Origin of the sequence: Massilia suwonensis (genome assembly GCF_042655665.1) — a bacterium.
Lineage (GTDB): Bacteria > Pseudomonadota > Gammaproteobacteria > Burkholderiales > Burkholderiaceae_D > Telluria > Telluria suwonensis.
In genome coordinates this window covers 1,669,846-1,695,909 of the sequence record NZ_JBHSMR010000013.1, presented here as the reverse complement: position 1 = coordinate 1,695,909, position 26,064 = coordinate 1,669,846, and the positions used below count along the sequence as shown (strand labels likewise).

At 65.6% G+C, this 26,064-nt stretch carries 27 protein-coding genes; 11 read left to right on the top strand and 16 right to left on the bottom strand.

Going from position 1 to position 26,064, the window contains the following annotated elements; translation table 11 throughout:
• Window positions 1-3: 3 nt before the first annotated feature.
• From ACFPQ5_RS15665 to ACFPQ5_RS15655, 3 genes are all read right to left on the bottom strand, one after another.
• Window positions 4-804 carry a YdcF family protein gene (locus ACFPQ5_RS15665; RefSeq protein ID WP_379757478.1) on the bottom strand — a complete coding sequence of 267 codons (801 nt, stop codon included), beginning with the start codon at window positions 802-804 and terminating at the stop codon, window positions 4-6.
• A gap of 69 nt (window positions 805-873) precedes the next feature.
• Complete coding sequence (locus ACFPQ5_RS15660; RefSeq protein WP_379757475.1) at window positions 874-1,371, bottom strand: GNAT family N-acetyltransferase; 498 nt, start codon at window positions 1,369-1,371, stop codon at window positions 874-876.
• Window positions 1,372-1,397: 26 nt separating this feature from the next.
• The gene (locus ACFPQ5_RS15655; RefSeq protein ID WP_379757472.1) at window positions 1,398-2,300 is read right to left on the bottom strand and encodes an alpha/beta fold hydrolase; all 903 of its coding nucleotides are present in this window, start codon (window positions 2,298-2,300) and stop codon (window positions 1,398-1,400) included.
• Between the two features lie 172 nt (window positions 2,301-2,472).
• On the opposite strand from ACFPQ5_RS15655, the gene ACFPQ5_RS15650 reads away from it, so the two are divergent.
• Window positions 2,473-2,847, top strand: coding sequence for a COG4315 family predicted lipoprotein (locus ACFPQ5_RS15650; protein ID WP_379757469.1), 375 nt, complete (start codon window positions 2,473-2,475; stop codon window positions 2,845-2,847).
• Between the two features lie 41 nt (window positions 2,848-2,888).
• Here ACFPQ5_RS15650 and ACFPQ5_RS15645 read toward each other — a convergent pair whose 3' ends face one another.
• From ACFPQ5_RS15645 to ACFPQ5_RS15625, 5 genes are all read right to left on the bottom strand, one after another.
• A complete protein-coding gene (locus ACFPQ5_RS15645) occupies window positions 2,889-3,137 on the bottom strand; it encodes a hypothetical protein (RefSeq protein WP_379757466.1) in 249 nt (82 codons plus the stop codon).
• Window positions 3,138-3,219: 82 nt separating this feature from the next.
• A complete protein-coding gene (locus ACFPQ5_RS15640; protein ID WP_379757463.1) occupies window positions 3,220-4,143 on the bottom strand; it encodes a glycoside hydrolase family 18 protein in 924 nt (307 codons plus the stop codon).
• A complete protein-coding gene (locus tag ACFPQ5_RS15635; protein WP_379757460.1) occupies window positions 4,140-6,491 on the bottom strand; it encodes an LTA synthase family protein in 2,352 nt (783 codons plus the stop codon). The genes ACFPQ5_RS15640 and ACFPQ5_RS15635 overlap by 4 nt, the downstream gene beginning before the upstream one ends.
• Window positions 6,491-7,747 (bottom strand): YaiO family outer membrane beta-barrel protein, encoded by a 1,257-nt coding sequence (locus ACFPQ5_RS15630; protein WP_379757457.1) that lies wholly within the window; start codon window positions 7,745-7,747, stop codon window positions 6,491-6,493. The genes ACFPQ5_RS15635 and ACFPQ5_RS15630 overlap by 1 nt, the downstream gene beginning before the upstream one ends.
• Window positions 7,748-8,003: 256 nt before the next feature.
• Entirely contained in the window at window positions 8,004-9,695 is a 1,692-nt protein-coding gene (locus ACFPQ5_RS15625) for a methyl-accepting chemotaxis protein (RefSeq protein WP_379757454.1), read from the bottom strand.
• A 285-nt stretch (window positions 9,696-9,980) separates the two neighbouring features.
• Between ACFPQ5_RS15625 and ACFPQ5_RS15620 the strand changes: the two genes are divergently transcribed.
• Window positions 9,981-11,312 carry an amidohydrolase gene (locus tag ACFPQ5_RS15620; protein ID WP_379757451.1) on the top strand — a complete coding sequence of 444 codons (1,332 nt, stop codon included), beginning with the start codon at window positions 9,981-9,983 and terminating at the stop codon, window positions 11,310-11,312.
• A gap of 279 nt (window positions 11,313-11,591) precedes the next feature.
• Here the strand turns inward: ACFPQ5_RS15620 and ACFPQ5_RS15615 are convergent, their stop codons facing one another.
• A complete protein-coding gene (locus ACFPQ5_RS15615) occupies window positions 11,592-13,298 on the bottom strand; it encodes a methyl-accepting chemotaxis protein (protein ID WP_379757448.1) in 1,707 nt (568 codons plus the stop codon).
• Between the two features lie 265 nt (window positions 13,299-13,563).
• Here ACFPQ5_RS15615 and ACFPQ5_RS15610 point away from each other — a divergent pair, with 265 nt between their 5' ends.
• The 5 genes from ACFPQ5_RS15610 to ACFPQ5_RS15590 all read left to right on the top strand — a co-directional run bounded on the left by ACFPQ5_RS15610 (window position 13,564) and on the right by ACFPQ5_RS15590 (window position 18,169).
• Window positions 13,564-15,249, top strand: a complete 1,686-nt coding sequence (locus ACFPQ5_RS15610; protein WP_379757446.1) for a CTP synthase — start codon at window positions 13,564-13,566, stop codon at window positions 15,247-15,249.
• The gene (kdsA, locus tag ACFPQ5_RS15605; protein ID WP_379757443.1) at window positions 15,246-16,103 is read left to right on the top strand and encodes a 3-deoxy-8-phosphooctulonate synthase; all 858 of its coding nucleotides are present in this window, start codon (window positions 15,246-15,248) and stop codon (window positions 16,101-16,103) included. Before ACFPQ5_RS15610 ends, kdsA begins: the two co-directional genes overlap by 4 nt.
• A 95-nt stretch (window positions 16,104-16,198) precedes the next feature.
• Window positions 16,199-17,482 carry a phosphopyruvate hydratase gene (gene eno, locus ACFPQ5_RS15600; RefSeq protein ID WP_379757440.1) on the top strand — a complete coding sequence of 428 codons (1,284 nt, stop codon included), beginning with the start codon at window positions 16,199-16,201 and terminating at the stop codon, window positions 17,480-17,482.
• A 56-nt stretch (window positions 17,483-17,538) separates the two neighbouring features.
• Window positions 17,539-17,898, top strand: a complete 360-nt coding sequence (gene ftsB, locus ACFPQ5_RS15595) for a cell division protein FtsB (protein WP_379757437.1) — start codon at window positions 17,539-17,541, stop codon at window positions 17,896-17,898.
• A 4-nt stretch (window positions 17,899-17,902) separates the two neighbouring features.
• Entirely contained in the window at window positions 17,903-18,169 is a 267-nt protein-coding gene (locus ACFPQ5_RS15590) for a hypothetical protein (protein ID WP_379757434.1), read from the top strand.
• A 150-nt stretch (window positions 18,170-18,319) separates the two neighbouring features.
• On the opposite strand, the gene ACFPQ5_RS15585 is transcribed toward ACFPQ5_RS15590, so the two are convergent.
• Window positions 18,320-19,039 carry a DUF3108 domain-containing protein gene (locus ACFPQ5_RS15585; protein ID WP_379757431.1) on the bottom strand — a complete coding sequence of 240 codons (720 nt, stop codon included), beginning with the start codon at window positions 19,037-19,039 and terminating at the stop codon, window positions 18,320-18,322.
• Window positions 19,040-19,256: 217 nt separating this feature from the next.
• On the opposite strand from ACFPQ5_RS15585, the gene ACFPQ5_RS15580 reads away from it, so the two are divergent.
• Both ACFPQ5_RS15580 and ACFPQ5_RS15575 read left to right on the top strand, forming a co-directional pair.
• Entirely contained in the window at window positions 19,257-19,661 is a 405-nt protein-coding gene (locus ACFPQ5_RS15580; protein WP_379757428.1) for a DUF3224 domain-containing protein, read from the top strand.
• 8 nt (window positions 19,662-19,669) lie between these two features.
• Window positions 19,670-20,320 (top strand): glutathione S-transferase family protein, encoded by a 651-nt coding sequence (locus ACFPQ5_RS15575; protein ID WP_379757425.1) that lies wholly within the window; start codon window positions 19,670-19,672, stop codon window positions 20,318-20,320.
• Here ACFPQ5_RS15575 and ACFPQ5_RS15570 read toward each other — a convergent pair whose 3' ends face one another.
• Both ACFPQ5_RS15570 and ACFPQ5_RS15565 read right to left on the bottom strand, forming a co-directional pair.
• Entirely contained in the window at window positions 20,321-20,659 is a 339-nt protein-coding gene (locus ACFPQ5_RS15570; RefSeq protein WP_379757422.1) for an ArsR/SmtB family transcription factor, read from the bottom strand. It abuts the gene before it with no gap.
• A complete protein-coding gene (locus tag ACFPQ5_RS15565) occupies window positions 20,646-21,107 on the bottom strand; it encodes an SRPBCC family protein (protein ID WP_379757419.1) in 462 nt (153 codons plus the stop codon). Before ACFPQ5_RS15565 ends, ACFPQ5_RS15570 begins: the two co-directional genes overlap by 14 nt.
• A gap of 268 nt (window positions 21,108-21,375) precedes the next feature.
• On the opposite strand from ACFPQ5_RS15565, the gene ACFPQ5_RS15560 reads away from it, so the two are divergent.
• The gene (locus tag ACFPQ5_RS15560) at window positions 21,376-23,001 is read left to right on the top strand and encodes a methyl-accepting chemotaxis protein (protein ID WP_379757416.1); all 1,626 of its coding nucleotides are present in this window, start codon (window positions 21,376-21,378) and stop codon (window positions 22,999-23,001) included.
• 21 nt (window positions 23,002-23,022) lie between these two features.
• On the opposite strand, the gene ACFPQ5_RS15555 is transcribed toward ACFPQ5_RS15560, so the two are convergent.
• Complete coding sequence (locus tag ACFPQ5_RS15555) at window positions 23,023-23,529, bottom strand: Dps family protein (RefSeq protein WP_379757413.1); 507 nt, start codon at window positions 23,527-23,529, stop codon at window positions 23,023-23,025.
• A 192-nt stretch (window positions 23,530-23,721) separates the two neighbouring features.
• On the opposite strand from ACFPQ5_RS15555, the gene ACFPQ5_RS15550 reads away from it, so the two are divergent.
• Window positions 23,722-24,027, top strand: coding sequence for a hypothetical protein (locus tag ACFPQ5_RS15550; protein WP_379757410.1), 306 nt, complete (start codon window positions 23,722-23,724; stop codon window positions 24,025-24,027).
• 80 nt (window positions 24,028-24,107) lie between these two features.
• On the opposite strand, the gene ACFPQ5_RS15545 is transcribed toward ACFPQ5_RS15550, so the two are convergent.
• From ACFPQ5_RS15545 to ACFPQ5_RS15535, 3 genes are read right to left on the bottom strand one after another with little or no spacing between them, the layout of a single operon-like run.
• Entirely contained in the window at window positions 24,108-24,533 is a 426-nt protein-coding gene (locus ACFPQ5_RS15545) for an acyl-CoA thioesterase (protein ID WP_379757407.1), read from the bottom strand.
• Between the two features lie 17 nt (window positions 24,534-24,550).
• A complete protein-coding gene (hslO, locus tag ACFPQ5_RS15540) occupies window positions 24,551-25,507 on the bottom strand; it encodes an Hsp33 family molecular chaperone HslO (protein WP_379757404.1) in 957 nt (318 codons plus the stop codon).
• A gap of 3 nt (window positions 25,508-25,510) precedes the next feature.
• Window positions 25,511-26,035, bottom strand: coding sequence for a gamma carbonic anhydrase family protein (locus tag ACFPQ5_RS15535; RefSeq protein ID WP_379757401.1), 525 nt, complete (start codon window positions 26,033-26,035; stop codon window positions 25,511-25,513).
• Between the last annotated feature and the right edge of the window lie 29 nt (window positions 26,036-26,064).

Below are 26,064 nucleotides of genomic sequence, written 5' to 3'. Positions count from 1 at the left end.
CGCTCAGCGCGTCTCACTGCTCTTCGCCATGCGCACCTTGTACCAGGCAAGGCCCATCAATTCGTAGATCGCATACCACGAGCGCCGCATCCCCTCCGCGCTCGGCAGCCAGGCCGCCACCGACAGCGGCTGCTTGCCGAAGAAGACAGTGGGCGCCTCGACCACCTCGATCCCGGCGCGCTCGAACACGGGGCGCGAGCGCGGCATGTGCATCGCGTCGGTCACGAGGAGGACGCGTTTGACGCCGTCCGCACGCAGCAGCGCGGCGCTCAATTGCGCGTTCTCGAAGGTGTCGCGCGAGCGCGCCTCGACCCATTTCACCGGCACGCCGAAGTCCTCGCGCAGCGCGACGGCCATCGCGTCGGCCAGCGGCGCCACATCCTGCTTCGCACCCAGGCGGCCCGCGTTGGCGCCCTGGCCGCCGCTGACGAGGAGCGGCAGCCCGGTGCGCCGCTGCAGGTGCGCCGCATAGCGCAGGCGCGCGAGCGCGACGTAATCGGGGATGTCCTCGCCGCCGTACTCCGGCGCCGCCCGCAGGCGCCCGGCGGCGAGCACCACGATCGCCTGCGCGCCGGCCCGTTCCGGCGCCTGCAGCGGCGCGGTCATCCGTTCCAGCGGCGCGACGAACAGGCGCGCGCCCGCGTTGGACGACAGGAAAGCCAGCGCCGCCAATCCCGTCCCGGCCAGGATGCGGCCGGTCCGTGGCCAGCGGCGCCAGAGCCCCAGGCCAAGGAGGATCAGCAGGAACAGGTTGGCAGGGGGAAGAATCAGTTCGCGCGGGATGGCGTTCAGCAGATCGAGCATCGGTGCGGGGTTCCTGGAAAGCGTTCGTGGAGGCAGGCGGCTGAGTAGAACGCAGTCGAGGGGGCGGCGTCAAGGGCCGCCCGGGTCCGTTTTTTCTGCCAGACGCTTGCACATGGCCGCGTTACGCAACGCGACGCCACGCACCACTGGCTCTTGCTCGCGCTCGACGACAAAACCGAAGCCGCGAAAGAAGGGCTGCGCTGTAAGGCTGACATGCGCGCGCAGCGTGGCGATGCCCTGCGCACGCGCGACCTCGTGCAAGTGCCTCATCAGCGCCGTGCCGATGCCGCGGCCGGCAAACCCGGAGGCGACAAAGAACTGGTCGATGTAGCCGGAGGGCTGCAGGTCGGCGAAGGCGGCCAGGCAGCCGTCCACCTCCACGACCCAGGGACGGTTGGAGCGGATACGTTCGATCCATTGCGCACGCATTTCCGTGCCGGGCTCCAGTGGCGACCAGGCCTCGATCTGCTCGGGCGTATAGTCGCGCGCAGCCAGGCCGCGGACGGATGACTGGAAGATGGCGAGGAGCGCGGATTCTTCGCCTGGGGCGCAAGGCCGGATCAGCATGGCATTTTCATGCGCGGTCGCTCAGCTCAACGCGCAGGCAGGAAAGCCTTCACCTCCTGCTGGAAGCGCTGCGGCTGGTCCCACATGATGAAGTGGGCGCTGTCGGGAATGCGCTTCAGGCTCAGGTTTTTCACAGGCGCATAGCCGGCCTTGTAGACGGCGTCGAACTGCTCCGCCGGCAGCGGCACGCTCTTCGGCTGGACGTACAGCACCGTCATCGGCACGCTGATCTTCGGCAGCTCGGGAATCAGGTTCGTCACGATCAGCTCGCGGTAGGCGCGGATGCCCACGTCCGGATCGCTGCCCATCGAATCCTGGATCGCGCCCTCGCGCATCGCTTCGGTATTGACCATGCCGGCGATGGTGTCGTTGGCGCGCTTGCGCCGCTCGTCGGGCGCCGCGCTGCGCATGCCGGCGGCAACCCCGTCGGCCACCGCCTCGACTTTGGCCGGCGTGGCGCCGGGACCGGCGAAGAAGCTGCCGAGGAAGGGATACATGTCGACTACCATCAAGCGAGACAAGCTGTCCGGATGGCGGCTCGCCAGCATCATGCCGATGGTCCCGCCCATCGAGTGGCCGATGACGGCCGGCTGCTTCAGGTTCGACTCCCGGATGTAGCGGGCGATTTCTTCGGCGACCGGCGCCGCGACATTGCCCTCCTTGTTGCCCCCTGCCGGCTGGCCGGCGAAGCCCGACACCTGGACCAGGTGGTAGCGGTAGCCCGGCAATGCGGCGACAGTGGAGGCCCAGGCGCGTGGCGAAGAGTTCAGGCCGGGGATCAGGACCACGTCGGGGCCCGCGCCTTCGGTGCGCACCGTGATGCGGTTCGACTCGAAGGGGGCGGCGAGCGCGCCCGCCAGGGGAAGGGCGGCCAGCAGGGCCACCGTGCTTGCGATCCAGGTGCGGCGCGACCTCGTCTCGGTACTCATCCAGTCCTCCTCAGCGTTATCCAGGCAGCCAGTGTAGTGGATAAGCGTTGATAAAAAGTCACAGATTGTCACCCCGTCGCGCGCCTTCGTGCTTTTTCGGCAACGATCCCGAGCATTGTCAATACACGGCGCTATACTTGGTATGCATTTTAATTACAACCAGGAGACAGCCATGAAAGCGATTCACCCCGTACTCGCAGCACTGGGCACTGTACTCGTGTTCTCAAGCGGCGGCGCGCTCGCGCAGTCCGGCCCCAAAATGACGGACGGCGTGCTGGCCGACGCCTCCGGCATGACGGTCTATACCTTCGACAAGGACACCGCCGGCTCCGGCAAGAGCGCGTGCAACGACCAGTGCGCGAAGATGTGGCCACCGGTGCCCGCCAACACCAAGGTCATGGAGCCCTACTCGGTGGTCACGCGCGACGACGGCAGCAAGCAGCTGGCCTACAAGGGCAAGCCGCTCTACCTGTTCGCCAACGACACCAAGGCGGGCGAGCGCAAGGGCGACAAGGTGAAGGATGTGTGGCACGTCGTGACGGACTGAGTCGCCGTCACGATGAAAGTGGCGGGCGCAAGGCCCGCCTCTCAGCGCAGCCAGGCCTTGAGCACGTCGGCACTTTGCTCCATGCCGATCTTCAGGCGCTCCTGCGCGTGCGCCGTGCATTGTTCGAGCGTGCCGTTGCCTTGCGTAGCGGCCTGCGCGGCGATCGCCTTGCTGGCGATGCCGAAGGCAGTGATGGCCTGGTCCCAGCTCAGGCCGGAGGCCAGGGCTTCTTCCACGACGTGGGCGGCGAGGGCGCCCAGTTTGTCGATCAGTGCGGGGTCGGTTCCCATTCTTAGCATATCCATGCTCCAGCAAAAGTCGGCAGATGCAGGAATGGTACGACAGGGCGACGCGACGCGAGGCACGGCAGGATCAGTCCAGCCCCAGCCACTTGCGGTACTGCCCATAATGGTGAATCACGAAGCCTCCGAACGGCTTCATGCCGCCGACCGTCTTCGCCGTGATCCCCAGTTCGCGCTCCATGTCCGCTTCCCGCAAGTGCTCGAACGAGACCTTCTTGATCGCGTTCGGCAGCGTCTCGACGCCGATCAGCACCTGCTTGCCGGCCTTGTCGGCATAGGTCAGCTCGTCCATCGCATGGCTGACGATGCCGTCGCCCCCGAGGGCGCGGTCGCGGTAGTCCATCAGGGCGACGTAGTCGTACAGGTCCTGCACGTGCTGGCTGACCGGCTTCGTCACGCCCTTGTACTCGACGTTCAGGCCGTCGAGCCAGAACGGGATCGCGGGGCCCATCGGCAGCGACTGGCCTGATGCGCGCTTGGCCGCCATCAGGGCATCGGAGAGTTCGACGAACTCGCGCAGCAGCGCTATCTTGCGGGTCGACCATTCGGCCAGGATGTGCGGCTCGATGTCGACGTTGATGCCGTCGAAGCGTTCCTCGGGCGCGGCCGCCTTGTTGTAGTCGAGGACGCGCTGCAGCATGGCCAGGGCCTCGGCACGGTGCTTCGGCAGCACGTAGCGCTCGGTGTGCAGGTAGCCGGAGCCGAGCAGGGCGTAGGCCTTCATGCCGGATGCGTGCAGGCGCCGCACCAGGCGCCGGTAGAGCTGCGGCTGTTCCTTGATCAGGTTGCGTCCGCCGAAGGCGTCGGCGTACAGGAACACGGTGTCGATCGATTTCGATTTCAGGAAATCGATCGCGCGGCTGGCGGCGGCCGGCTGTTCGAGCATCGCGTACGAATCCTCTTCCCAGGTCCAGATCGCGCGCGGCGCGGCGGGTTCGGCAGACGCCCCCACGGATGCGCAGGTGAGCAGCAGGGCGGCGAGCAGGCGCTTCACAGCCTGGCCTCCACGTGGTACTGGCCGACGCCGAGCGAGCGCCCGGTTTCCGGATGCGAGGGCAGGGCCGAGACGAAATAGGTGCCCGGAACGACCTTGCGCAGGTCCGGCTGCCAGGTAATGGTGGCCGATTCGCCCGGTTCGAGCGTGCGCGCCGGCGCCGCGGTCTCGCCCAGTTCCAGGCCGTGTTCGTTGGCGACGACGAAGAGCGGCACGAACTGCGGCGAGCGGGCCGCGCCGTGGTTGGTGAAGGTCGCCTGGAACACGGCTGCGGAGCCAACCGAGGTTCCGCCCGCGCGGCGCACGCCGGTCACGCCGATGTCGCCCGCCATGGCGGCCAGCGCCACGCCGCGCAGCGTGCGCTCGCCGCCGTAGGCCGCCAGCTTCGCTTCCTTCTGCGGCGCCAGCGCCTCGCTGCGTCCGGCCGTGCCGTTCGCTTTTAAAAAGGCGCGGAACTGGGCCTGGGCGCGCGCCAGCGCTTCCGGATCGTTATTGCGGTCGGTCTGCATGCCGTCGCCCAGCGTGTAGAGCTGGCCCTGCGCCAGGTAGGCAGTGCCGGAGACGAAGTCGCTCATCTCGCTCTTGGTCTGCTTCAGCGGGATCGCGTGCAGGTTGCGGAAGGATTCCTCGGTGTCCAGGCCGGTGCCGACCCAGGTCACATCAACCGGCGACTTCAGGCCGTAGCCGTTCGAGAGGAAGGCCAGCAGCGAAGGCGCGATATCGAATTGCGAGGAGACCGAACGGATGCTGCGCGGGCCTTTCAGCAGCGGCGAATACACGATCAGCGGCACGTGGTAGCGCTCGATGCGGGTGTCCATCGGCAGTTCGGGCAGGCGGTGGTCGCCGGTGATGACGAAGACCGTGTTATCGAAGCCCGGCAGTTTGGCTGCGCGTTCGAAGTACATGCGCAGCGCGTCGTCCGTGTACAGGATGCTGGCGAAGATGTCGCGGCCGTTGCGGTACACCGGATTGTCCGGCAGCTTCAGCGCGCGCATGCGTTCGTCGACGCGGCGCAGGTAGTCGTCCTTGCCCGGGAAAGTAAACGGGCTGTGCATGCTGGTGGTCTGGAGGATGCCGACGTGAGGGCCGGCCGGCGCTTGCGCTTCGCGTGCCAGGGCCACCTCCATCAGGTCGCGGTCGGCATAGCCCCAGTCGTTGCTGCGCTGGTAGGGCGGCTTGAAATCCTGTTCGCTCACCAGGCTGTCGACGCCCTGGCGGCGCAGGAACAGGCCTTCGTTGTCGAACTCCAGGTTCGAGCCGGAATAGAAGCGCAGGCGGTAATCCTGGGCCTTCAGCACCGACAGCAGCGAATCGTGCTGCGGCAGCTTGTCGCCGAGCGCGGCCAGGCCGCTTTCGCCGAAGGGGAGCGAACCGAAGACCGTGGTCAGCACGCCGAAGGTGCGGCCCTGGCCGGACAGGAAGTTTTCGAAGTACAGGCTGCGGCCCGCCAGTTCGTCGAGGAAGGGCGTGAAGCTGCCCAGGCGCGCGCCCGGACCGGAGAAGCTGCGGCCCAGGCCTTCGACGATGATGAAGACCAGGTTCGGCGGCGGCGCACCGGGTCGCACATTGAACAGCGGGCCGAGCGTATCGGGCGTGCGCTCGGCGTGCAGGAAGGGGTAGCGCGGGTCGAGCCCCGACCACGGCGCCTGCGCTTTTACGCGCGGCGTCGCGGCATCGTCGTCCGGGTTGCGCAGGCGCGCCAGGTTGTTATCGATGAAGAAGGCGGTCTTGTTGCCCAGGTAGGCCAGGTCGGCGTCGGTGTGTGCGACCGGCGGCGCGAAGCGCTGCGGCGCGAGAACGAAGGCGAGCAGGCTGAGGGCCAGCGCGACGTACACGGTGCGGGTGCCGGCGCGCGGCCACCAGGCGCGCACGCTCAGCGAAAGCATGGTCCACAGCACGGCCAGCGCCGCCAGCAGGGCGATGCCGAGCAGGGGGCTGAGCGACCAGCCGCCGGCGACGGTGGCGGCGACTTCAGTGCCCGAGTAGGCGAACAGGTCGGCGCCGAGCGGCACGCCCGAGATCCAGTGGTATTGCAGCAGCGCGGCATGCGCGAACAGCAGCGCGCTCCAGACCAGGCCGAGGGCCAGGGTGCGCCAGCGCGCAGACGGGATCAAGGCGAGCGGCAGCGCGCCGAGCAGGAACACGAAGCCGAAACGCAGCAGCGACAGCAGGTCGTTGCCGAGGCCAGCGCCGAACAGGGTCGCCTGCGGTACGCCGATGCTGCTGGCGTGGACGGCTTCGGCGATGCGCAGGCAGAGCCAGGCCAGCACCAGGGCCGGCAGCGCATCGAAGGAAAAGGAGAGGGCGCGCGCGAGACGGTCCGCCAGGGCGCGTGGGCGATCCGGCATTACCATCGGCGGTACAGCCCTACCGACACGCCGCGCTCGCGTGCATCGTTGGCGCCGCGCGAGAAGCTGGCGCCGACTTTCGTCCCCCAGTTGTCCGACCAGTAGCGCACCCAGGTGACGCTGCCGCCGCCGGAGCGAGCACGCCCGCCCGACAGCGACAGCGGGTCGTCGCTGCGGCCGCTGTTGGCGGTCGCTTCCAGGTAGCTGTCGGCGTCGCCCGCATAGTAGTAGCGCGCCAGCAGGCGCTGGCCGTTGCTGTGCGAGCCTTCCGAGACGATGGCCTGGTGGCGCAGCTGGACGTACCAGTTGCCCACGTACTTGCCAAGGCCGAAGCCGTAGATGTTCACGCGCGAATCGAAGCCGAGCACGTCGTCGGCGAGCGAGGCTTCCCAGCCGTTGCCGAGCGACTGGTAGACCTCGATGCGGCCGGAGTTGGCCGGGAACAGGCGCGCGCTGGGGGCGCGCTGGTAGCGGATGTTGGCATAGGCGCCGCTCCACAGGTCGGCATAGGCGTCGAGCGCCCAGGCGTGGCCGGTCTGGTCGAAGCGGTGTGCGCGCAGTGTCTCGAAGCCGATCGAACCACCCTTCATGTAGTGGCGCACGCTCGCGGTCTGGTCGTTCCAGCGCGGGCCGGAACCGACGTCGGTCCAGCTGCCCGACAGGCTGGCCGCCCAGGTGTAGCCGGCGGCGAGCGCCGCCTCCGGATTGCCGGCGCGCGGCTGCAGCTGCGGCTCAGGAAGAGGAGCGGAGCGTGGTTCCAGCGCCGCCAGGGCGGCGTCGATCTCGGCGCCGCTGGCGCCCAGCGTGCGCGCCTTTTCCAGGTCGGCGCGCGCTTCGGCCGTGCGGCCGGCGGCGCGGTTGGCGCGCGCACGCGCCTGCCAGGCGGAGGCATCGCTCGGACGCAGCGCCACCAGGCGGCCGTAGGCATCCACCGCCTGCTGCGGCTGGTCGTGCCACTGGTGCAGGTTGCCCAACGCGAGCCAGACGTCGGCGTAGTCGGGCGAAGCCTTGCTTGCCGCTTCCAGGTCGGCCTGCGCTTCGCTCCAGCGCTCCATGCGCGTGTAGACGATGCCGCGTCCGAGCAGCACGTCGACGTTGCCGGGCGACTGCGCCAGCAGCGCGTTGTAGGCGGCCAGGGCCAGCGCCGGCTGGCCGGAATTGGCGAGCGTGCGCGCTTTTTCGTACTGTTCGTCGAAGGAGACCGGGCTGGCGGGTTGGACTTGTGCGGTAGGAGGAGCTTGGAAGTCGATGGGCATGGAAACAGGGACAGGACGCACTATCGATAGTGCCATAGCGCAACTCTGCCCCAGCGCGGAACGAGCGTCAAGGAGAGCACGCCCGGCGCCGCGCACATGTGGTGTCCAGGCTTCAAAGCGTGATCAAGCTGATTACGAAACTTGTTCGAACAGCATGCGGGATGCCGCGTCGACATATATGGGACCGCATCGGATCCGGCCCGGCAAAAAAAACGCCCGCAAAGCGGGCGTTTCAATCAAGCGACTGGCCAGCCGATCAGAAGGTTTCCCATTCGTCGGCGTCGACGCGTGCCTTTGCCTTCGCCGGTGCCTTCGCTGGCGCGGCCTTGGCCATGCGCAGGGCAGGGGCTGGACGGGCCAGGGCGGGGGCGGCCGGCGCCACCGGGGCGGCCGCTGCCTGGCCGTTCAGCTTGAACACGCCCACGACATGGGCCAGCTGCGCGGCCTGGTCCTGCATCGAGGCGGCTGCCGCGGCGGCTTCCTCGACCAGGGCGGCGTTCTGCTGGGTGACCTGGTCCATCTGGCCGATGGCCGAATTGACCTGCTCGATGCCGCCGGTCTGTTCCTGGCTGGCGTGGGTGATCTCGGCCATGATGTCGGTGACGCGGCGGATCGACGAGACGACTTGCTCCATCGTCGCGCCGGCCTGGTCGACCAGCTTGGCGCCGACGTCGACCTTGTCGACCGAGTCGCCGATCAGCGCCTTGATTTCCTTGGCCGCTGCGGCCGAACGCTGGGCCAGCGTACGCACTTCCGATGCCACGACCGCGAAGCCGCGGCCCTGTTCGCCGGCGCGCGCCGCCTCCACTGCCGCGTTCAGCGCCAGGATGTTGGTCTGGAAGGCGATGCCGTCGATGACACCAATGATGTCGACGATCTTGCGCGAGGATTCGTTGATCGAGCCCATGGTCGTGATGACCTGGCCGACCACGGCGCCGCCTTGCGCCGCCACTTCGGACGCGGCGATCGACAGCTGGTTGGCCTGGCGTGCGTTGTCGGCGTTCTGGCGCACGGTGGTGGTCAGTTCTTCCATCGAGGCGGCGGTTTCTTCCAGCGCGCCGGCCTGCTGTTCGGTACGGCTCGAGAGATCGAGGTTGCCGGCCGAGATTTCGGCCGAGCCGGTGGCGATGGTGTCGGTGCCGTTGCGGACCTGGGTCACGATCGTGACCAGGCTGTCGTTCATGTGGCGCAGGGCGCGCAGCAGGGCGCCGGTTTCATCCTTCGTGGTGGCGTCGATGGTGCGGGTCAGGTCGCCGCCGGCCACGGTTTCGGCCAGTTCCACGGCGTCGCGGATCGGACGGGTGATGCCGGTGGTGAGCAGCCAGGACAGGATCGCGCCGAGCAGGACCGCGCCGGCGGTCAGCAGCGTGATGTTGGTGCTCGCGCGGGCGGCCGTGGCGTCGATCGCCTTGGCGGTATCGTCGATGCTGGTGCGCTGCATGACGACCAGTTCCTGCAGCAGTTCCTGGTACAGCTTGGCGGCCGGGGTGAACTTCTCGTTCAGCAGGCGTGCCGCTTCTTCTTCGTTGCCCTCGGCCTTGGCCTTGACGGCGCCGTCGCGCGAGGCGCTGTAGGCCTTGCGCTGTTCGAGGATCTTGGCGAACTGCGCCTTCTCGGCTTCGCCTTCGATCAGCGGCTCGATCTGCTTGAGCAGTTCGGCGGCTTTCTTCACCGATGCGGCCGAGTCTTCCTTGAAGTAGGGGCCGAGCGCCGGGTCGGTGCTCTTGACGATCGCGGCGGTACGGCGGATCGACGCGAAATTCAGGCTGTACCAGTCGGTAATCAGGCGCTCCTTCGTGAGCGGAGCTGCCATCATGTTGCGGGTGGCGCCGGCCACCTCGTTGAGACGCCATACGCCGGCGAGCGCGATCAGCACGGTCATGGCGAGGATCAGCGCGAAGCCGAGTCCGAGGCGCTTGCCGATTTTGATGTTCGAGATGAAACCCATTACAGCTTTCCTTGTTCGTAGGGGAAGTAGAAGGCGTGGCGGCCAGGACGGCGAGAGGCAGCGTCAACACACGCATGGAGAGGGCGGATTTTACGATCGTTTCCCTGAAGAAATCCATAAAAAAGTGATGTAGGGAAATTTTTACGACACTTTTGCTGATAGTCTTGCCACGTTAATTGTTAAATATTGCTTTGGGGAATTTGAACTGGTACGCTCCTGAACCTTTGAAATCTGAAGTAGATTTCACCTTTTCCGCGTCCTGGTGGCGCTCTCTTCTGGAAGATCATGAAACCATCCAACCGCCTTCTGAAACACCTCCTGCTGGCCGGCGTCATCACTGCCGGTACCGCCCATGCGGCAGCCCTGCCGCCTGAGTTCACGGCCCAGCTGGACAAGGACTATCCGACCATCGAAGCGCTCTACCAGGACCTGCACCGCAATCCCGAGCTGGCCTTCAACGAACACCAGACCGCCAAGAAGCTGGCCGAGCGCGTGAAAGCGCTGGGCTTCGAAGTCACCACCGGCGTCGGCGGCACCGGCATCGTCGCCATCCTGAAGAACGGCCCGGGCCCGATCGCCATGCTGCGCACCGAACTGGACGCGCTGCCGGTCCAGGAAAAGACCGGCCTGGCCTTCGCCAGCACCGCCACCGCCAAGAACGCGGCCGGCGAGACCGTCCCGACCATGCACGCCTGCGGCCACGACGTCCACATGTCGGCCTGGTACGCCACGGCGAAACTGCTGGCGGAAAACCGCAAGGCCTGGAGCGGCACCCTGATGCTGGTCGGCCAGCCGGCCGAAGAGCCGCTGAAGGGTTCCGAAGCGATGCTCAAGGATGGCCTGTTCAAGCGCTTCCCGAAGCCTGACTACGCGATCTCGATGCACGACGAAGGCACGCTGCCCGCGGGCCAGGTCGGCTGGCACGCCGGTCACTTCCGCGCTTCGGCCGATACCGTCACCATCACCATCCACGGCCAGGGCGGCCACGGCGCCACGCCGCAGGAAACCCGCGACCCGGTCGTCATGTCGGCACGCGTCGTGATGGCGCTGCAGACCCTGATCTCGCGCGAGAACAACCCGGCTGACCCGGTCGTCATCACCGTCGGCAGCATCCACGGCGGCACGCAAGCCAACATCGTGCCTGACCAGGTCAAGCTGCAGCTGACGGTCCGCACCTTCAAGCCGGAAGTGCGCCAGCGCGTCCTGGCCAGCATCGTGCGCGAAGTCGAGGGCGAAGCCCAGGCAGCAGGTGCACCGAAGAAGCCGCAAGTGGACATCGTGCCGGGCGCCGATTCGGTCTACAACGACCCGGAACTGACCGCACGCGCCGTCGCGGCGGTGCAGGGCGCGCTGGGCGCCGACAAGGTGGTCGAGATGCCGGCCAAGATGACCTCGGAAGACTTCGCCAACTACGGCCAGGCCGGCGTCAAAGCCGTGCTGCTGCACGTCGGCGCGGTCGAGCCGAAGAAACTGGCCGACGCACGCAAGGCCGGCAAGTACCCGCCAGGCACGCACTCGCCGCAGTGGGCGCCTGACTTCAAGCCGACCGTGCGTTCGTTCATCCAGGCGGAAACGGCGATCCTGCTGGATCTGCTGAAGCCGGGCCAGAAGAAGTAAGGTCTTGAAGTAGGAGCGAAGACGCCGGCGTGATGCCGGCGTTTTTGTTTGTGCTTACCGTGTAAACGCGTGGAGTCAGGACTCCACCCTACGATTCATTGCTATTCGTAGGGTGGAGTCCTGACTCCACGCGTTGCACAGTTCGCGAACACGCGACGCGAAAAAGTTCGTAGGGTGGGCACTTTTGCCCACGCGGTATCACCATTCGCACACATGCGGCGCAAAAAAAAGCCGCCCAACATGCGGGCGGCTTTTCATCGATCGCGATTCAAACAGCGATCAGAACTCTTCCCACTCGTCCGCTGCCGCCGTCGCCTTGGCACGCGGCGCAGGCTTGGCCGCCGCAGGAGCGCTCGGCGCCTTTGCAACGGCAGGCTTCTTCGGCACTACCACCACGGCACGCGCCACTGGCGCCGCTTTCGGCACAACGATTGCCTGCGCATCCAGCTTGAACACGCCCACCACCTGCGCCAGCTTGGCTGCCTGCTCCTGCATCGCCCCCGCCGCCGCCGCCGATTCCTCGACCAGGGCCGCGTTCTGCTGGGTGGTCTCGTCCATCTGGCCGATCGTGATGTTCACCTGTTCGATCCCGCTGCTTTGTTCCTGGGTCGCATGCGTGATCTCGGCCATGATGTCGGTCACGCGGCGGATCGATTCCACCACCTGTTCCATCGTCGCGCCGGCCTGGTCGACCAGCTTGGCGCCCGCATCGACCTTCTCGACCGAGTCCCCGATCAGGGTCTTGATTTCCTTCGCCGCCGCGGCCGAACGCTGGGCCAGCGTACGCACCTCCGAGGCCACGACCGCAAACCCGCGGCCCTGCTCGCCGGCGCGTGCCGCTTCGACCGCCGCGTTCAGCGCCAGGATGTTGGTCTGGAAGGCGATGCCGTCGATGACGCCGATGATGTCGACGATCTTGCGCGAGGATTCGTTGATCGAACCCATGGTCGTGATGACCTGGCTGACGACCGAGCCGCCTTCGACGGCGACGTTCGATGCGGTGATCGCCAGCTGGTTGGCCTGGCGCGCATTGTCCGCGTTCTGGCGCACGGTGCCGGTGATCTGCTCCATCGAGGCAGCCGTCTCTTCGAGCGAAGCGGCCTGCTGTTCGGTACGCGAAGACAGGTCCATGTTGCCGGCGGCGATCTCGCTGGAGGCGCCGCTGATGGTGTCGGTGCCGCTGCGCACTTCGGTGACGATTTTCACCAGGCTGTCGTTCATGTGGCGCAGCGCGCGCAGCAGGGCGCCGCTTTCGTCGCGCGTGGTGGAGTGGATCTGGCGCGTGAGGTCGCCGCTGGCGACGGTTTCGGCCAGCGCGACGGCTTCGCGGATCGGGCGTACGATGCCGCGCGTCAGGAACCACGAAGAGATCGCGCCGAGCAGGACCGAGAAGGCCGCCAGCATGCCGAGCAGGGTCTCGCTGCTGTCGGCGCGTTCGCCGATGCTGCGCGCGGTGGCCGCGATGTTCGCCGCCTGCATGGCGACCAGCTGCTGCATCGAGTCCTGGTAGGCCTTGGCGGTCGGGGTGAAACGTTCGTCGAGGATCTTCGCGGCCAGCGCTTCGTCGCCTGCGGCCTTGGCCTTGACGGCTTCGTCGCGCGCGCTCGAATAAGCCTTGCGCTGCTCGGTGATCTTGTCGAACAGGGTTTTTTCCTCGCCGGCGTCGATGAGGGGCTCGATCTGCTTGAGCAGTTCGGCCGAGCGCTTGCCGGTCTGGGCCGCGTCTTCCTTGAAGTAGGCGCCGAGGGAGGCGTCGCTGCTCTTGACGATGGCGGCGGTACGGCGCACGGCCGCGAAGACCTGCATGTACCACTCGGTGATCATGCGTTCCTTGGCCAGCGGTTCGGCCAGGACTTGCGCCGTGCTGGCTGCGCCGCTGTTGAGGCGGACGATGCCGACCGAGGCGATCAGGATCACCATGGCCAGGGTCAGTGCGAAACCGGCAGCGAGGCGCTTGCCGATATTGAGGTTGTTAAAAAAGCCCATCCCGATCCTGCCTATACAAATAAGAGAAGAACGAATGTAACCTTGACTCATGGCAATTGCAATTGCATGCAGGATATATGTTGAGCAGGGCGTCCATTGTGACGGCTGGCCGTTGTCTTTACGAAACAGTTCGCCCGTGCGCAGCCCTCCGAAGCGCAGTCAAACGGCCGCGTCAGCCTGGCGTCAGACTTGGCATGACAATGTTTGCGCTCGTTTAAGGTATAATTTCAATTTCCCGCGCGTGCCGTTCGGCACCTTCAGCACAATGACCAAATTTGTATTCGTCACTGGCGGCGTCGTGTCTTCCCTGGGCAAGGGGATTGCGGCCGCTTCCCTTGCCGCGATCCTCGAATCGCGTGGCCTCAAAGTCACCATGCTCAAGCTCGATCCCTACATTAACGTGGATCCGGGCACGATGAGCCCGATGCAGCACGGCGAAGTCTTCGTGACCGACGATGGCGCCGAGACCGACCTCGACCTCGGCCACTACGAGCGCTTCATCAGCACCCGCATGAAGAAGGTGAACAACTTCACCACCGGCCAGATCTACGAATCGGTGATTCGCAAGGAGCGTCGCGGCGAGTACCTCGGCAAGACCGTGCAGGTGATCCCGCACATCACCAACGAAATCCAGGACTACATCCGCCGCGGCGCCGAAGGCGTGGACGTTGCGCTGGTCGAGATCGGCGGCACCGTCGGCGACATCGAGTCGCTGCCCTTCCTCGAAGCCGCGCGCCAGCTGTCGCTGCGCGCCGGCCGCAAGTCGACCGCCTTCGTGCACCTGACCCTGGTCCCGTACATCGCATCGGCCGGCGAACTGAAAACCAAGCCGACCCAGCACAGCGTGCAGAAGCTGCGCGAGATCGGCATTTCGCCGAACGCGCTGCTGTGCCGCGCCGATCGCCGCATTCCGGACGACGAGCGCGCCAAGATTTCGCTGTTCGCCAACGTCGAAGAGCAGGCCGTGATTTCGGTCTGGGACGTCGACACCATCTACAAGGTCCCGGCCGTGCTGAACGAGCAGGGCCTGGACGACATCATCCTCGATGCGCTCGACCTGCAGGCGCCGCCGGCCGACCTGTCGATGTGGGCAAAACTGATCCACACGCTGGAAAACCCGAAGCGCGAAGTCACCATCGGCATGGTCGGCAAGTACGTCGACCTGACGGAATCGTACAAGTCGCTGACCGAAGCGCTGCGCCACGCCGGCATCCACACCGAAAGCCGCGTCAACATCGAGTACCTGGATTCGGAAGAGATCGAAGCCAAGGGCTGCGACGACCTGGCGAAATACGACGCCATCCTGGTCCCGGGCGGCTTCGGCAAGCGCGGCGTGGAAGGCAAGATCATGGCCGCGCGCTACGCCCGCGAAAACAAGATCCCGTACCTCGGCATCTGCCTGGGCATGCAGGTCGCGCTGATCGAATACGCGCGCCACATGGCGGGTCTTCCGAACGCGAACTCCACCGAGTTCGATCTCGAGACCGACCAGCCGGTGGTCGCCCTGATCAACGAGTGGCAGAACCACGACGGCAAAGTCGAGAAGCGCGACGAGAACTCGGACCTGGGCGGCACCATGCGCCTGGGCGCCCAGACCTGCGCGGTCAAGCCGGAGACCCTGGCCGCCGAGATCTACGGCAGCGTCGTCACCGAACGCCACCGCCACCGCTACGAAGCCAACAACTTCTACCTGCCGAAGGTGGAAGCGGCCGGCATGGTCGTCGCGGCGCGCACCCCGAACGAAGACCTGTGCGAGATCATGGAACTGCCGCGCAGCGGTCCGAATTCGCACCCGTGGTACATGGGCGTGCAGTTCCACCCTGAATTCAAGTCGACCCCGCGCAGCGGCCATCCGCTGTTCACGTCGTTCATCCAGGCTGCGCTCGCGCACCAGTCGGCGAATGCCAAGACTGCGGCGAACGCACCTGCATTGCAAGGAGACGCAGCATGAAGCTTTGCGGCTTTGAAGTAGGCCAGGACCAGCCGATCTTCCTGATCGCCGGTACCTGCGTCATCGAATCGCGCCAGATGGCGCTCGACACCGCCGGCACGCTGAAAGAAATCACCAGCGCCCTCGGTATCCCGTTCATCTACAAGTCGTCCTTCGACAAGGCGAACCGCTCGTCGGGCACCTCGTTCCGCGGTCCCGGCCGCGAGAAGGGCCTGGAGATCCTCGCCGACGTCAAGAAGACAATCGGCGTGCCGGTGCTGACCGACGTCCACACCGAGGAAGAGATTCCTGAAGTGTCGAGCATCGTCGACGTGCTGCAGACCCCGGCCTTCCTGTGCCGCCAGACCGACTTCATCAACGCATGCGCCCGTTCGGGCCTGCCGGTGAACATCAAGAAGGGCCAGTTCCTGGCCCCGGGCGACATGAAGAACGTGATCGAGAAGGCACGCAATGCTGCACGCGCGGCCGGCCTGAACGAAGACAACTTCATGGCCTGCGAACGCGGCGCTTCCTTCGGCTACAACAACCTGGTGTCCGACATGCGTTCGCTCGCCATCATGCGCGAATCGAACTGCCCGGTGGTGTTCGATGCGACCCACTCGGTGCAGCTGCCGGGCGGGCAGGGCACGTCCTCGGGCGGCCAGCGCGAGCACATCCCAGTGCTGTCGCGCGCCGCGGTGGCTGCCGGTATCGCCGGCCTGTTCATGGAAACCCACCCGGATCCGAAGAACGCCCTGTCCGACGGCCCGAACGCCGTGCCGCTGGGCCGCATGAAGGAACTGCTCACGACCCTGGTCGACATCGACCGTGTCGTGAAACGTGCGGGCTTCCTTGAGAGCGACTTCAAGGCATAATACTGTTGAGCTAATGAAGCATGAAGACGAGGCGCCCACATTGGCGCCTCGTGTTTCATGTGCGAGAGGATTTTTACCCTTTGGAGATGTAGAACATGAGTGCTATCGTTGATATCATCGGCCGCGAGATCATTGACTCGCGCGGCAATCCGACCGTCGAATGCGACGTCCTGCTGGAATCCGGCGTGATGGGCCGTGCCGCCGTGCCGTCGGGCGCATCGACCGGTTCGCGCGAAGCGATCGAGCTGCGCGACGGCGACCCGAAGCGTTACTTCGGCAAGGGCGTGCTGCAAGCCTGCGAGAACATCAACACCGAGATCAGCGAAGCCATCATGGGCCTGGACGCCAACGAACAGGCTTTCCTGGACCGCACCCTGATCGACCTGGACGGCACCGAGAACAAGAGCCGCCTGGGCGCCAACGCGATGCTGGCCGTCTCGATGGCCGTGGCGAAAGCCGCCGCTGAAGAAGCGGGCCTGCCGCTGTACCGCTACTTCGGCGGTTCGGGCGCGATGCAGATGCCGGTGCCGATGATGAACGTCATCAACGGCGGCGCGCATGCCGACAACAACCTGGACATCCAGGAATTCATGATCATCCCGGTCGGCGCACCTTCGTTCAAGGAAGCGATCCGCTACGGCGCCGAAGTCTTCCACACCCTGAAGAAGATCCTGCATTCGAAGGGCCTGTCGACCGCGGTCGGCGACGAAGGCGGTTTCGCGCCATCGGTCTCGAGCCACGAAGAAGCCATCAAGCTGATCATGCAGGCGATCGAGCAGGCAGGCTATGAAGCCGGCACCCAGATCGCCATCGGCCTCGATTGCGCCGCCAGCGAGTTCTACAAGGACGGCAAGTACCACCTGGAAGGCGAAGGCCTGGAACTGACGGCGACCGACTTCACCAACATGCTCGCCACCTGGTGCGACAAGTACCCGATCATCTCGATCGAGGACGCGATGCACGAAGGCGACTGGGAAGGCTGGGCGACCCTGACCGCGGCTCTGGGCAAGCGCGTGCAGCTGGTGGGCGACGACCTGTTCGTCACCAACACCAAGATTTTGAAAGAGGGCATCCAGAAGGGCATCGCCAACTCGATCCTCATCAAGATCAACCAGATCGGCACCCTGACCGAGACCTTCGCCGCCATCGAGATGGCCAAGCGCGCCGGCTACACCGCCGTGATCTCGCACCGTTCGGGCGAGACCGAGGACTCGACCATCGCCGACATCGCCGTGGGCCTGAACGCCCTGCAGATCAAGACCGGCTCGATGTCGCGTTCGGACCGCATGGCCAAGTACAACCAGCTGCTGCGCATCGAGGAAGACCTCGGCGACGTCGCCAGCTATCCTGGCCGTGACGCGTTCTACAACTTGAAGTAATCTGTCGTACCTTCGCGGGCCGCCATCGTGGCGGCCCGTGTTCCGCCATTCCTCCCATGCGCATCATTACGCTCGTTCTCGCCGCACTGCTGTTGTTGATCCAGTATCCCCTGTGGCTGGGGAAGGGCGGCATGCTGACCGTCGCCGACCTGACCGACCAGGTCGAAAAGGCGCAAGGCCACACCGACGGGCTCCGCGCCCGCAACGCCAAGCTCGAATCCGAAGTGCGCGACCTGCGCGAAGGCCTCGGCTCCGTCGAGGAGCGCGCGCGCCTGGAACTGGGCATGATCAAGCAAAACGAAATCTTCGTGCAGGTGCTGCGCAAGAACGAGAAGCCGGTCGAATCGATGACCGTTCCGCCGCCTCCGCCGCCGCCGAAAGCGGGCAAGGGCGAGCACCCTCCCGTCACGCACTGAACCCATGAGTACCGATCCCGCAGCGCAGCTGGCCACGCTCGAGGCCCTGGCCGCCTATCTGGCCGGCGCTTTCGAAAGCGGCGACGCCGGCGTGTTGATGGAGGCCTTTGCAGCCGCCGCGCGCGCCGAAGGCACGACCCACCTGGCCGCCGCCGCGGGCATCCCCCAGCTCGAACTGCGCCAGGCTTTCGCCAGCGGCGAGATGAGCATGTCCACGACGCTGGCGATCATGAAGGTGATCGATTTGCATATGCCGGGTGCGGCGCACTGATCCAACGTGCGACGCGTGGGCGGCAAAGCCGCCCACCTTACGGGTCGATGCGTCGCACCCTGGCCTTCGGCGAGACATGCGAGCTGACACGTAAGGTGGGCGGATCTCCCGCCCACGCGTTCAGCCAGCCGCCAATCCGCCGCGCCGCTGCTATTCGATCAGCGTCTTCACCAGCGTCCGCTCGCCCATCTTGCTCTCCTGCCGCACCATCAGCTGCGTCCCCTTCGCAAACCAGAAGGTCGACACCGATCCCGGCTTGTTGTAGTCCGTCGTCACGACCCAGCAGTCGACCGGCCCCGCCGGTCCCGCGATCGTCGCCGATCCGCTGACCTTGAAGGTATAGCGCTGCGGTGGCGTCGGTCCGCCCGGATGATAGAAATTGATGCGCGCCTCGTAGCCGGACGCGAGCGGCAGGGTTTGCAGGAATTCGATGTCGGTTTCGAAGTTGAAGGTCGGCTCGCTCGATGCCACCGACGAGTCCTTCTGCGTATTCTCCGCCAGCGCCTGCATGCCCGTGATCCGCTCTGGCGCGAAGTCGAAGCCTTCGACCACGCGCTTGCCGTCGCGTTCCGTGATGCGCTGGTGGGACAGCGGACGGAAGGTGCCGTCCTCGAACCACGAATCGATCAGGCGTACCGAAGGGCCGGGTACGACGCCGTCCCAGCGCTGGCGGATGCGCAGCAAGGCCTTGCCGTCGCGCTGTTCGAACTTCACTTCGCGGGTCCAGATGTCCGCCGGCGTGCTGGCTTCGCCAGCTTTCATGAAGCGCAGGTAGCGGTGCGTGCCTTCCTTGAGCAGCGCGAAGCGGGGGAGCGGGGCGCCGACGTTCACGTCCTCGGCAAGGGCACCGGCGCAAGGCGCCAGCAGCATCAGGGAAAGCGTTAAGCACTTGATTACATGCATATATTTTTGCCTTTCCGCAAAAATATGATTGTGCATGAAACCGCGGGAAGTGACAAAAACTCTTTTCAAATTGGAAAGGGTGCTGCAGCCGGCGCGCAAGCCGGGGCCGTGAAAATCGGCAAACGCAAGGCCGGCCGATTGCCCTAGAATGTTCGCTATCTCTTCATCCACAAGGAAGCCGATCATGAGCCAGCAACATGTCGCAGGACCATTCGATGTGACCGTCACCCCGCAGGGCCAGCCGGAGGTGCGCGACGGCGTCACGACCGGCCGCATGGCGATCGACAAGCAATACCACGGCGAACTCGAAGGCAAGGGCGTCGGCGAGATGCTGTCGGCGATGACGACCACCGAAGGCTCGGCCGGCTACGTCGCCATCGAGCGCGTCACCGGCACGCTGCAGGGCCGCAGCGGCAGCTTCGTCGTCCAGCACACGGGCACCATGGCGCGCGGCGCGCAGTCGCTGTCGATCACGGTCGTGCCCGATTCCGGCACCGGCGAACTGGCCGGCATCGCGGGCAACATGCGCATCCGTATCGAGGAGCGCAAGCATTTCTACGAGTTCGACTACATCCTGCCGCAACTCTGAGTGCCGCCATGGCCGCCACCATCACTGCCTTCGAACACTCGCCCGACCGCGGGCAGGGCCTGGCGCGCGACATGCGCGTGCGCTGGGCCTTCGAAGAGGTCGGCCAGCCCTACGAGGTGCGCCTGGTCTCCTTCACGGCGCTGAAGGAGCCCGCGCACCGCGCCGTCAATCCCTTCGGCCAGATCCCGACCTTTGAAGAAGACGGCCTGCACCTGTTCGAGTCGGGATCGATCGTGCTGCACCTGGGCGAACGCTATCCGGGCCTGCTGCCGCCGGATGCCGATGCGCGGGCGCGCGCGATCACCTGGATGTTCGCCGCCGTGAACACGATCGAGCCGCCCATCCTCGAGCTGCAGAACGCCGTCCTGCTGGAAGCGAAGGAAGCCTGGACCGCGCAGCGCCTGCCGGCCGTCAAGGACCGCATCCGCAAGCGCCTGGACGAACTGTCGGCCTACCTCGGCAGCGCGGACTGGCTCGACGGCGCATTCAGCGCGGCCGACCTGATGATGGTGACGGTGCTGCGCCGCCTCGGCCCATCGGGCCTGCTGGACGAGTATCCAGGCATCGCGGCCTATATCGCCCGCGGCGAGGCGCGGCCTGCTTACCAGCGCGCCTTCGCCGCGCAGCTTGCCGTGTTCGAGCAGGGTTCAGGCGGCTGATCAGCCGCCCTCGGCTTCGACGAAACGCTTGAGGCGCCCGAGCGCCGCTTCCCACTGGCGCCCGATCGCGTCCAGGCTCCGGCGCGCCTCGTCGATGCGTTCCGGCGCCAGCTGCCAGCGCCGCTCGCGCCCGACTTTGACGTCGCGCACCAGTCCGGCGTCGGCAAGCACCTGCAGGTGCTTGGTCACGGCCTGGCGGCTGAGATCCGTGCTCGTGGTGAGCTGGGCGATCGAGAACAGCCCGCCGGCGCAGAGCAAGGTCACCAGCCGCAGCCGGGTCGGGTCGCCCAGGGCCGCGAAGACGCCCGCCAGCCCGATTTGTTCTTTATCCGCCGACATGGCGCGCGATGTTGCCGACCTGCGCATCCCAGCCCTGGCTGTTCATGCGGAAGGCTTCCTGGCGGCGCGCGGCCGGTACCTTGTCGAAGCCGGATTCGACCACAGTGAGGCGGGTGCCCTGATTCGGAAGATCCTGCAGGGTGAAGGTGACCAGGGTCGGTTCCTCCTGGCTGTAGTCGACGGCCGGATCGATCGCATACGGGTGCCAGTAAAACGACAGCAGCCGCTCCGGCTCGACGCGTTCGACCCGTGCCTCGAATTGCAGGTGTTCATAACCCGGGTGCGTGATGTGTCCGCGCACGCGTTCGCCGGCGACGAAGGACTGGCCTTGCAGGTTCACGCCGAACCAGCTGCCGAATTCCGTGGCGTCGGCGAGGGCGCGCCAGACCCGCGTGCGCGGCGCCTTGATGTCGATGTCGCGTTCGATGCGGTCGGTCTCGGTGCTCATGTCTTTGTCTCCTTGTATGGACTCGCTATATGCAACCAAATGGTTGCCTTTTAATGTAATGCGAAAGCCGGCGCAAGGCAAGTGGACTGGCACGGTCGCTTCGTTTCATGTTGTTGCAGGCTGGCAACCAAAACCCATGATGTTGTGGCATTTCTAACAAGAAATAGCGTATTGACTTTTCTTAAGGGTATATTTGTTTCCGTAAGATAAGTCCTACAGCGGCGCGACTGCTGGGTTTCAATAAGTAATCATAACGAGACAACGACCCATGAACCGATTCTTCCAACACATGCGCATCGGCACCCGCCTGACGCTCGCCTTTGCACTGATCCTGATCCTTGCCACCGTCGCCACCGCGTCGGCCCTGTATGCGGCGCGCGCCAGCGCCCGGGCCACCGAGGAGATGATGGCCGTGCCGCTGACCAAGGAGCGCCTGGTCTCGAGCTGGAACACGATGACCTATTCCGCGATCGCCCGTACCTCGCTGATCGCGCGCAGCACCGATACCACTCTCAGCACCGTGTTCGCCAAGACCATCGCCGACAGCGTGACCACCTCGACCGAGCTGATCAAGCAGATCGAACCGCTGCTGACCTCGGACGACGAGAAGCGCAAGCTGGAGACGGTCAAGTCGCTGCGCGCCAAATACCAGGCCCTGAAAGTGCAGGTGATGGATGCGAAGAAGGCGGGCGACGCGGCCGGCGCCGAACGCCTCTATACGGAGGGCTTCGACCCGGCGGCGCAAGCCTATTCGGCGGCCCTGAAGGACCTGCTCGCGCTGCAGCGCACGACCATCGACCAGATGACCACGGCCATCCGCGCGGACTACGAGCGGCGCGCCGGCCTGTCGCTGCTGCTCAATGGCCTGATGCTGGTGCTGGGCGCCCTGGCCGCCGTGGCGATCACGCGCTCGATCACCCGTCCGCTGCAGGACGCGGTGCAGGCGGCCGAAGCGGTCGCCGGCGGCGACCTGACGCATAGCTTCGAGCGCGAGCGCGGCGACGAGGTCGGCGACCTGCTGCGCGCGATGCAGACGATGAACGAGGGCCTGACCAAGGTCGTCTCCGAAGTGCAGCACGGCACCCGGGCGATCGCCGGCGCCTCGACCGAGATCGCCAGCGGCAACCTCGACCTGTCGAGCCGCACCGAGCAGCAGGCCGGCGCGCTCGAGGAAACCGCGTCCTCGATGGAGGAGTTGACGGCGACGGTGCGCCAGAACGCCGAGAGCGCGACCCAGGCGAACCGCCTGGCGCAGGATGCCTCGCAGGTCGCGGCGCGCGGCGGCGAGATCGTCGGCCAGGTGGTCGATACGATGGGCGCGATCGATTCGGCCTCGCGCAAGATCGTGGACATCATCGGCGTCATCGACGCGATCGCGTTCCAGACCAATATCCTGGCCCTGAACGCGGCGGTGGAAGCGGCGCGCGCCGGCGAGCAGGGGCGCGGCTTTGCCGTCGTCGCCAGCGAAGTGCGCAACCTGGCGCAGCGCTCGGCGACGGCCGCCAAGGAAATCAAGGGCTTGATCGGGGATTCGGTGGCCCAGGTGAATACCGGGACCAGCCTGGTTCAACAGGCCGGCGCCACCATCGGCGAGGTGGTCGCCAGCGTGGCCCGCGTGACCAGCATCATGGCCGAAATCACGGCCGCCAGCCGCGAGCAGAGCCTGGGCATCGACCAGGTCAACGAGGCGATCCTGCAGATGGACCAGAGCACCCAGCAGAATGCCGCACTGGTCGAAGAGGCGGCCGCAGCGGCGGCCAGCATGCAGGAACAGTCGGCGCACCTGGAACAGCTGGTGTCGCACTTCCGTCTCGCAGGCCGCCCGGCCGTGCAGACGGCAGCGCGCGCACGCCCCGTGCCGGCGTCCGCGCCGCGCCTTGCGAAGGCTGCATAAGCGCAGCCTTCAGGGGCTTTCTCAGTCCGACGATGCGTCGCCCTGCGATGCACCGGCGCCCTGTTCGAGGAAGGAACGCAGCATCCAGGCGTTCTTTTCGTGCACTTCCATGCGGGTGGTCAGCATGTCGGCGGTCGGGAAATCGTCGAGGTCGTCGGCGACCTTGACGGCTTCGCGCATCGTGCGCACCAGGACTTCATTGCCGTCGACCAGCTGGCGGATCATTTCCTTGGCCGACAGGACTTCCGGCTCTTCGGAGATGTTCGACAGCTCGACGTAGCGGCGGGATGTGGCCGGGGCGAAGTGGCCCAGGGCGCGGATGCGCTCGGCGATCTCGTCCAGCGCGTTCCATTGCTCGGTGTACTGTTCCTCGAACATCACGTGCAGGGTCGAGAACATCGGGCCGGTCACGTTCCAGTGGAAATTGTGGGTCTTCAGGTAGACCATGAAGGCATCGGCCAGGACGGTCGAGAGCGATTCGACGATTTTTGCGCGGTCTTCGGTGCTGATTCCGGTATCCATGTGCATTGCATTTCTCCTGTAGTAAGAGGCAGTGTTTTGCGGAAATGGCAACACTGCCAACAATGCAACAGCTTAGCATCGCCCCGATAATCCTGTAGCACGGTGCTCCGTTTCAAATCCGGGACAGTCGAGCGTGCGTCAGCGCGGCAGGGCTTGTGCTACGGTCGGGCGTGTACAGACAGCGGAAGGAGGAGCGGAATGGACAGGTTTCTGATCGTGTTTCGGGGCGCGACCATCGGGGAGACGGAAGGTCCGCGGCATGAACCGGCGCGCTGGGACGCGTGGTTCAACGAACTGGGAGGGGCGCTGGTCGACCGCGGCGCGCTCAGCCACGGCAGCGTCGAGGTACCGAGCCGGCTGCTCGGGCCGAAGATCAGCAGCAGTGCGATGTCGGGTTATTGCGTGATCACTGCAAGCGACTTCAACGATGCCGTGCGGCTGGCCTCCCTGTCGCCGATCTTCGACGAGAACGGCTCGGTCGAAATCGCGCATCTGCGGGCTTAAGACGCTGTAGGGTGGGCACTCCGTGCCCACGCGGACATTCGTATGCCGGGACAGCGTGGGCACGGAGTGCCCACCCTACATCAGGTTTGCAGGCCGGCCAGCACCTCGCGCACGGCCTGCGGAATCGGTACCGACTTGTTGCTGCGGCGATCCACGTACACGTGCACGAAATGCCCGGCCGCCGAGGGCAGGGGCTCGTCGTTGCGGAACAGGGCCAGTTCGTAGCGCACGCTCGAATTGCCGAGCTTGGCCACGCGCACGCCGACGTGGATCACGTCCGGGAAGGAAATCGAACTGAAGTAGGAGCAGCTGGTCTCGACCACGAAGCCGACGATGTCGTCCTTGTGGATGTCGAGCACGCCGCGGTCGATCAGGTAGCGATTGACCGCGGTGTCGAAGAAGCTGTAGTAGTTGACGTTGTTGATATGCCCGTAGCTGTCGTTGTCCATCCAGCGCGTGGGTAGCGCGAGCAGGTGGGGGAAGGCGGAGCGGGGCGTGTCGCGCATCGTCAACGGTCTCTCTTTTAGTGTTTTACGTCAGCAGCCGGCGCCAGCGCGTCGGCCGTGGTGCTGGTCGCGAACAGCTGGGCGCAATCGACCTTGTCGAAGGCGTAGTGCTTGCCGCAGAAGTCGCAGTTGATGCCCAGTTCGCCCAGGTCCGCCAGCGCCGATTCGACTTCCGGCTGGCCCAGCATTTTCAGCATGTTGCCGACCTTCTCGCGGGTGCAGCTGCAGTGGAACTGCGGGTGCTGCGGCTCGAACACGCGGATCGTCTCTTCCCAGAACAGGCGATTGAGCAGGGTCTCGATGCCGGTGCTGAGCAGTTCTTCCTGCTTCAGCGTGCTGCCGAGCATGACGGCGCGGTTCCAGGTTTCCAGGTCTTCTTCTTCGGAAGCCTGGACGGTCTGGTCGTCCTTGCCGCTGTGGCGCGGCAGCTTTTGCAGCAGCAGGCCGCGCGAAACCTTGTCGTCGGCCGCCAGCCACAGGCGCGTGTCCATCTGCTCGGAACGCAGCATGTAGTTTTCGATGACGGTCGCCATGTTCTCGCCGTCGAGCGGCACGATGCCCTGGTAGGGCTGCTGGCCCGGCATCTTTTCCAGCGGATCGAGCGTGATCACGAAGCGGCCGTGGCCGGTGGCATTCAACAACTGGCGCAGGCTCGCGTCGTCGGCCACCTCGGCGTCCGGCGCGAGCTTTGCGGTCGCACGGATGCGCAGGTCGGCGTCGCACTCGACCACCATCAGGCGCACCGGACCGTCGCCGTGGATCTGCATCACGATCGAGCCATTGAACTTCAGGTTGGCCGACAGCAGGGCGGCGGCGGCCACCATTTCGCCCAGCATCGAGCGCACGGCTTTCGGGTAGCCGTGGCGGGCCTGGATCTCGCGCCAGGTGTCGGAAATCTCGACCAGCTCGCCGCGCACAGCGGCGTTGTCGAAGATGAATTTCTGCAGGGTGTCTTTGGTGTCCGTTGTCGTCATTGTCTATCCGATTTGCTTGAGCTGCGCCTTGAACAGCTGGCCGCGCGCCACGTAACTGGCGGCATTGCCTTGCAGGCGCTGCAGGTCTTCTTCCGTGAGCGTTCGCACCACTTTCGCGGGCGAACCCAGTATCAGCGAGTGGTCCGGGAACTCTTTTCCTTCGGTTACCAGGGCGCCGGCGCCGACCAGGCAGCCTTTGCCGATCTTTGCGCCGTTCAGGATCACGGCCTGGATGCCGATCAGCGAGCCGTCGCCCACCGTGCAGCCATGCAGCATCGCCTGGTGGCCGACCGTCACGCCCTTGCCGAGCGTAAGCGGGTAGCCCATGTCGGTGTGCATCACGGTGCCTTCCTGGACGTTGCTGTTTTCGCCGATCGTGATGCGTTCGTTGTCGCCGCGAATCGTGACCCCGAACCACACCGAGGCGTTCGCCTCCAGGGTGACTTTGCCGATCAGGTTGGCGGAATCGGCCACGAAAGCCGACGCATCGATCTCGGGCGCATGCTCGCCCAACTGGTAAATTGCCATGGATGTGCTCGCGGAAGGGTTGAAATAAG

Bases quoted from the DNA above. Each gene is read 5' to 3' on its own strand.
- ACFPQ5_RS15590 (WP_379757434.1), top strand. From the start codon at position 17,903: ATGAGTACCGATCCCGCAGCGCAGCTGGCCACGCTCGAGGCCCTGGCC.
- ACFPQ5_RS15585 (WP_379757431.1), bottom strand. From the start codon at position 19,039: ATGCTGCTGGCGCCTTGCGCCGGTGCCCTTGCCGAGGACGTGAACGTC.
- ACFPQ5_RS15580 (WP_379757428.1), top strand. From the start codon at position 19,257: ATGAGCCAGCAACATGTCGCAGGACCATTCGATGTGACCGTCACCCCG.
- ACFPQ5_RS15620 (WP_379757451.1), top strand. From the start codon at position 9,981: ATGAAACCATCCAACCGCCTTCTGAAACACCTCCTGCTGGCCGGCGTC.
- ACFPQ5_RS15665 (WP_379757478.1), bottom strand. From the start codon at position 804: ATGCTCGATCTGCTGAACGCCATCCCGCGCGAACTGATTCTTCCCCCT.
- ACFPQ5_RS15660 (WP_379757475.1), bottom strand. From the start codon at position 1,371: ATGCTGATCCGGCCTTGCGCCCCAGGCGAAGAATCCGCGCTCCTCGCC.
- ACFPQ5_RS15565 (WP_379757419.1), bottom strand. From the start codon at position 21,107: ATGAGCACCGAGACCGACCGCATCGAACGCGACATCGACATCAAGGCG.
- ACFPQ5_RS15615 (WP_379757448.1), bottom strand. From the start codon at position 13,298: ATGGGCTTTTTTAACAACCTCAATATCGGCAAGCGCCTCGCTGCCGGT.
- ACFPQ5_RS15550 (WP_379757410.1), top strand. From the start codon at position 23,722: ATGGACAGGTTTCTGATCGTGTTTCGGGGCGCGACCATCGGGGAGACG.
- hslO (WP_379757404.1), bottom strand. From the start codon at position 25,507: ATGACGACAACGGACACCAAAGACACCCTGCAGAAATTCATCTTCGAC.
- kdsA (WP_379757443.1), top strand. From the start codon at position 15,246: ATGAAGCTTTGCGGCTTTGAAGTAGGCCAGGACCAGCCGATCTTCCTG.
- ACFPQ5_RS15555 (WP_379757413.1), bottom strand. From the start codon at position 23,529: ATGCACATGGATACCGGAATCAGCACCGAAGACCGCGCAAAAATCGTC.
- ftsB (WP_379757437.1), top strand. From the start codon at position 17,539: ATGCGCATCATTACGCTCGTTCTCGCCGCACTGCTGTTGTTGATCCAG.
- ACFPQ5_RS15630 (WP_379757457.1), bottom strand. From the start codon at position 7,747: ATGCCCATCGACTTCCAAGCTCCTCCTACCGCACAAGTCCAACCCGCC.
- ACFPQ5_RS15645 (WP_379757466.1), bottom strand. From the start codon at position 3,137: ATGGGAACCGACCCCGCACTGATCGACAAACTGGGCGCCCTCGCCGCC.
- ACFPQ5_RS15655 (WP_379757472.1), bottom strand. From the start codon at position 2,300: ATGAGTACCGAGACGAGGTCGCGCCGCACCTGGATCGCAAGCACGGTG.
- ACFPQ5_RS15625 (WP_379757454.1), bottom strand. From the start codon at position 9,695: ATGGGTTTCATCTCGAACATCAAAATCGGCAAGCGCCTCGGACTCGGC.
- eno (WP_379757440.1), top strand. From the start codon at position 16,199: ATGAGTGCTATCGTTGATATCATCGGCCGCGAGATCATTGACTCGCGC.
- ACFPQ5_RS15650 (WP_379757469.1), top strand. From the start codon at position 2,473: ATGAAAGCGATTCACCCCGTACTCGCAGCACTGGGCACTGTACTCGTG.
- ACFPQ5_RS15560 (WP_379757416.1), top strand. From the start codon at position 21,376: ATGAACCGATTCTTCCAACACATGCGCATCGGCACCCGCCTGACGCTC.
- ACFPQ5_RS15575 (WP_379757425.1), top strand. From the start codon at position 19,670: ATGGCCGCCACCATCACTGCCTTCGAACACTCGCCCGACCGCGGGCAG.
- ACFPQ5_RS15535 (WP_379757401.1), bottom strand. From the start codon at position 26,035: ATGGCAATTTACCAGTTGGGCGAGCATGCGCCCGAGATCGATGCGTCG.
- ACFPQ5_RS15545 (WP_379757407.1), bottom strand. From the start codon at position 24,533: ATGCGCGACACGCCCCGCTCCGCCTTCCCCCACCTGCTCGCGCTACCC.
- ACFPQ5_RS15635 (WP_379757460.1), bottom strand. From the start codon at position 6,491: ATGCCGGATCGCCCACGCGCCCTGGCGGACCGTCTCGCGCGCGCCCTC.
- ACFPQ5_RS15570 (WP_379757422.1), bottom strand. From the start codon at position 20,659: ATGTCGGCGGATAAAGAACAAATCGGGCTGGCGGGCGTCTTCGCGGCC.
- ACFPQ5_RS15610 (WP_379757446.1), top strand. From the start codon at position 13,564: ATGACCAAATTTGTATTCGTCACTGGCGGCGTCGTGTCTTCCCTGGGC.